Source organism: Mycobacterium sp. TH-M15 (assembly GCF_057473705.1).
This window is the reverse complement of record NZ_JBYCLB010000404.1, coordinates 1-5,031: the sequence shown is the minus strand read 5'-3', so window position 1 is coordinate 5,031 and position 5,031 is coordinate 1. Positions and strand designations below refer to the sequence as shown.

Below are 5,031 nucleotides of genomic sequence, written 5' to 3'. Positions count from 1 at the left end.
GTCGCAGATCCTCCGCGGGTCCCGCACCCGCCCGGCCCCCCGGGCCCGGGCGCACAGCCGCCCCGCTGAGATGCTGTCGCCGCCGAGGGCGACGACCCCGTCGCTGCGGCCGATCTGCTGCACGCCGAGCAGTTCGGCGCAGATGCCGACCAGGACACGTTCGGTGTCGGTGACCGGCGGGTCGATCGCGCCGCGGGTGGCCACCGTCGGGGCCGGCAGCGCGGGCCGGTTGAGTTTGCCGGAGTCGGTGAGCGGCGCGGCATCCAGCACGGTCAGTGACGCCGGCACCAGGTAGCCGGGCAGCGCCGCGGCCACCGCCGTCCGCACCGCCGCGGTGAACTCGGCGGTGTCGGTGACCGGCCCGGCCGGCACCACATATCCGGCCAGCGTGGTCACCCCGGCCAGCTCCCAGGTGCGGGCCGCGGCGACCGCCACCCCCGGTGCAGCCCGCAGCGCGGCCTCCACCTCGGCCAGCTCCACCCGGAATCCGCGCACCTTGACCTGGTGGTCGGTGCGGCCGACGAACTCGAGTACCCCGTCGGCGCCCCAGCGGGCCCGGTCACCGCTGCGGTAGAGCCGATCACCCGGGATGCTGGAGAACGGGTTGGCGACGAATCGGGAAGCGGTGAGCCCGGGGCGTTTCCAGTAGCCGCGCACGATCTGCGGGCCGGCGTAGTACACCTCGCCGACCATGCCGGGCGGCACCGGGCACAGCGTGTCGTCGAGCAGGTAGGCCTGCGAGCCGGGGGTGGGTCGGCCCAGTTTCGGTGTGGGCGCCACCAGTTCGCCGCGCACCACCGCGCCGGAGGTTTCGGTGGCGCCGAAGTTGTTCAGCAGCTGGGTCTCCGGCCCGCACACCGCGGTCAGTCGGGCCAGCAGGTCCGCCGAGACCGGCTCGCCGCTGCACACCAGCCGGCGCAGGCCGCGCACCGCCTGCGGTGCGTTGTCGACCAGCACCGAGACCAGGCTGGCCACCGCGGTCACCTGCTGCACGTTTTCGGTTTCGATCAGGTCGGCCAGCGCCTCGGGATTACGGAACGCCGCGTCGTCGGCCAGGATCATGGTGGCGCCGGCGGCCAGGCCGGCCAGCAGCTCCATGCCGCCTTCCAGGAACGTCATCGACGACTGGACCAGCCGGATGTCGCCGAAGGGGTTGGGCGGCACCGGGTAGTGGGCCAGCTGCCAGTTCAGCCGGGTGCTCATCGAGGCGTGGGTGCCCAGCACGCCCTTGGGTTGCCCGGTGGATCCGGAGGTGAACACCAGGTACATCGGGTGATCGGGGTGCGGCACCGGCAGCGTGACACCGGTCGGTCCGCCGGTCAGCTGCGCCTGCACCGCCGGGTCGTCCAGGCACAGCAGATCAACCCCGGCCTGCTCGGGCATCACCGCCTTGGTGGCGGCGCTGACCACGACCACCTTCGGTGAAACGTCGTCGATCATGAACGCCAGCCGCTGCGTCGGGTAGCTGGGATCCAGCGGGAAGTAGCCGGCGCCGGCCTTCATGATCCCGACCAGCGCCACCGCCAGGTCCAGGTCACGCGCCACCGACAGCCCGACCAGCGTTCCCGGTTGCACCCCGGCGGCGATCAGCAGTTCGGCCAGCCGATCGGAGCGGGCGTGCAGTTGCGGGTAGCTCAACTCCGCGCCGGCGCAGCGCACCGCGACCCGGTCGGCGCCGAATCCGCGGCTGGGTGCAAGCACCTCGGCGATCGTACGCGGGTCGTCCGCCGGCACCTGCGCACCACGGCTCCAGTCGCCGACGATCCGATCCCGCAGGCCCGCGTCGAGCACGCTGAGCTCACGCAGCGTGGCATCGGGGGTTTCGGCCATCGCGGTCAGCACCGCACCCAGCCAGTCGGCCAGCCGCGCCACGGTGGCACGTTCGTAGAGTTCGGTGCGGTAGATCAGCCGGCCGTCATAGCCGGCGCCGGGGCTGGTGCCGGCGAAGAAGTTCACCGACAGGTCGGCGTGGGCGATGTCGAAGGTCGGCATCTCGGTGCGCAGCACCAGATCCGGGCCGATCTGCCGGGTCACCTCGGCGGTGTCGCGGACGTGCACCACCACCTGGAACAGCGGGTTGCGCGCCAGGGTCCGCACCGGGTTGACCGCCTCCACCAGCCGGTCGAACGGCAGGTCGGCGTGGGCGTAGGCGCCGAGCGCGGCCTCCCGGGCACGGCTGACGACCTCGCGCAGGGACGGGTTGTGCGACAACCGGTTCCGCAGCACCACGATGTTGACGAAGAATCCGACCAGCTGATCCAGTGCGGCGTCGGTGCGCCCGGCGATCGGGACCCCCAGCGGGATGTCGTCGCCGCTGCCGGACAGCGCCAGCAGCACCGCGACCGCGGCCTGCAGCACCATGAACTCGGTGGCGCCGGTGTCGCGGGCCAGCTCGGCCAGCCCGGCCCGCACCGCCGGGGTGACGGTGAACGACACCGCATCCCCGGCGCCGGTGACGGTGGCCGGGCGGGGGAAGTCCGGCCGGGGGCCGGTGTCGTCGGCCAGGCCGGCCAGCTGCTGGACCCAGTAGTCGCGTTGCGCCGCGATCAGCCCGGATTCGTCACGCAGCAGTTCGCCCTGCCAGTGCGCGAAGTCGCTGTAAGCCAGCGCCGGCGGCGGCCAGGACGGTGCGGTGCCGGCGGCGCGGGCGGTGTAGGCGGTGAGCAGGTCGGCCAGCAGCACCTCCACCGACCAGTGGTCGGCGGCGATGTGGTGCACCACCAGCGAGAGCACCCGTTCGTCGCCGGGTAGCTCCAGCAGCGCCACCCGGATCGGCCAGTCGTGCTCCAGGTCGAATGCGGTGCGCCGCTGCTCGTCCAGGCATGCCGCGGTCCAGTCGGCGACCACCGCCGGATCGGTCACCGGGCAGCGCAGTCGGGTGACCTCGACGGCCGCCGGCGGGTTGATCTGCTGGTAGGGCAGCCCGTCGATCTCGGTGAAGGTGGTGCGCAGGCTGTCGTGGCGGGCCGCCACGTCGGAGACGGCAGCGATCAACGCGGCGGTGTCACAGGGTCCGGTGAGCCGGGCGGCCAGCGGAATGTTGTCGGTCGCGGCGCCGGGGTGCAGCCGGTAGCCGAACCAGCTGCGCAGCTGCGCCGCCGACACCGGCAACGGCCCGGTGCGCGGCACCGCCACCAGCGGCGGGCGGTCACGCGCGGGTGCCGCGGCGGCGGCCCGGTCGACGGCGGCGGCCAGCCGGGCCACCGTGGACGCCTCGAACACGTCGCGGATGCCGACGTCGGCTCCGCACGCCGCCCGGATCGCCGCCACCAGTTTGGTGGCCAGCAGGGAGTGGCCGCCCAGGTCGAAGAACGAGTCGTCGGCGCCGATCCGATCACGGCCGAGTAGGTCGGCGAAGAGGCGCGCCACGGCGCGTTCGGTATCGGTCTCGGGTTCCCGGTACGGGGCGGCATCCGGCGGGGCGATCTGCGGGTCGGGCAGTGCGGCGCGGTCGATCTTGCCGTTGGCGGTGATCGGGATCTCGTCGACCACCAGATAGGCCGCCGGCGCCATGTATTCGGGCAGGGCGGCGGCGACCCGGGCGCGGATTCGGCCGATCTGCACCCCGTCGGCGGCGGCGGCGGCCGCGGGCAGGGAGCCGACCAGGCGGCGTCCGAGCGCGGGCAGGTCGGCGACGACCACCACGGCCTGCCCGACGCTGGGGTCCACCGAGATCGCCGCGGCCACCTCGCCGAGTTCGATGCGGAAGCCGCGCAACTTGACCTGTTCGTCGGCGCGGCCGATGAACTCCAGGTCGCCGGCGGCGTTGCGGCGGGCCAGGTCGCCGGTGCGGTACAGCCGAGCGCCGGGCGCCCACGGGTCGGCGACGAACCGTTCGGCGGTCAGGCCGGGCCGGCCCGCGTAGCCACGCGCCAGATGGGTTCCACCGATGTAGATCTCGCCGATCACGCCGATCGGAACCGGTTGCAGCGCGTCGTCGAGCAGCCGGATGGTGGTGTTGATGTTCGGGCTGCCGATCGGCACGATCCGGTTGCCCTGGGCGCCCGCCACCTGGTACCGGGTGGAGTTGACCACGGTCTCGGTGGGGCCGTAGAAGTTGTGCAGCAGCGCGTCGAAGGTGGCGTGGAACTTGTCGGCCAACTCGCCGGGCAGCGGTTCGCCGCCGATCGGGATGCGTCGCAGCGTGCGCCATCGGTTGACCCCGGGCAGCGACAGGAACAGGCCCAGCAGCGACGGCACGAAATGCATCGCGGTGACGCCCTCGCGCTGCAGCAGATCGGTGAGGTAGCCGACGTCGCGCAGGCCGTCCGGGCGCGGGATCACCAGCCGGGCACCGTTGCCCAGGGTGCCGAACAGTTCGCCGATGGAGACGTCGAAGCTCGGCGAGGCGATCTGCAGCAGCACGTCGGTGTCGTCGATGCCGTAGTCGCGCCCGAACCAGATCAGGTATTCGGCGATCGGCGCGTGCGCCACCTCCACACCCTTGGGCAGCCCGGTGGACCCGGAGGTGTAGATCAGGTACGCCAGGTTCTCCGGCCGCAGCGGACGCACCCGGTCGGCGTCGGTGGGGTCGGTGTCGGGCCGGCCTGCCACCTCCAGCGGCTCGCGCACCACCAGGGCGGGTGCGGCATCGGCGAGGATGAAATCGATGCGTTCGACCGGGTATTCGGGGTCGACCGGAACGTAGGCGGCGCCGGCCTTGGCGATGCCCAGTGCGGTGATCACCAGATCCAGCGAGCGTGGCAACAACACCGCGACCTTGTCCTCGGTGCCGATACCGGCGGCGATCAGCGCGTGCGCCACCTGGTTGGCGCGGGCGTTGATCTCGGCGTAGCTGTACCGGCCGTGGTCGTCGACGACCGCGATCGCGGTCGGGGTGGCCGCCGCACGCTCGGCCACCAGCGCGCCCAGGGTGGTCGGGGTGGCGGCGAAGTCGGAGCCGCGGGAGACCGCATCCAGCCAGCCGCGGTCGGTCTCGCCGAGCAGCTCGTGTTCGCCGCCGGTGGCCTGCGGGACGGCAACGGCGGCCGCCAGCCGCTGCAGCAGGAGCCGCCGCACCTGGGCGACCAG

General features: G+C 72.9%; 1 protein-coding gene. It reads right to left on the bottom strand.

What is annotated here, in order from left to right:
* Nucleotides 1-5,031, bottom strand: a 5,031-nt coding sequence (locus AC2VNT_RS09885) for an amino acid adenylation domain-containing protein (protein ID WP_486946687.1), incomplete at both ends; no start/stop codon positions are given.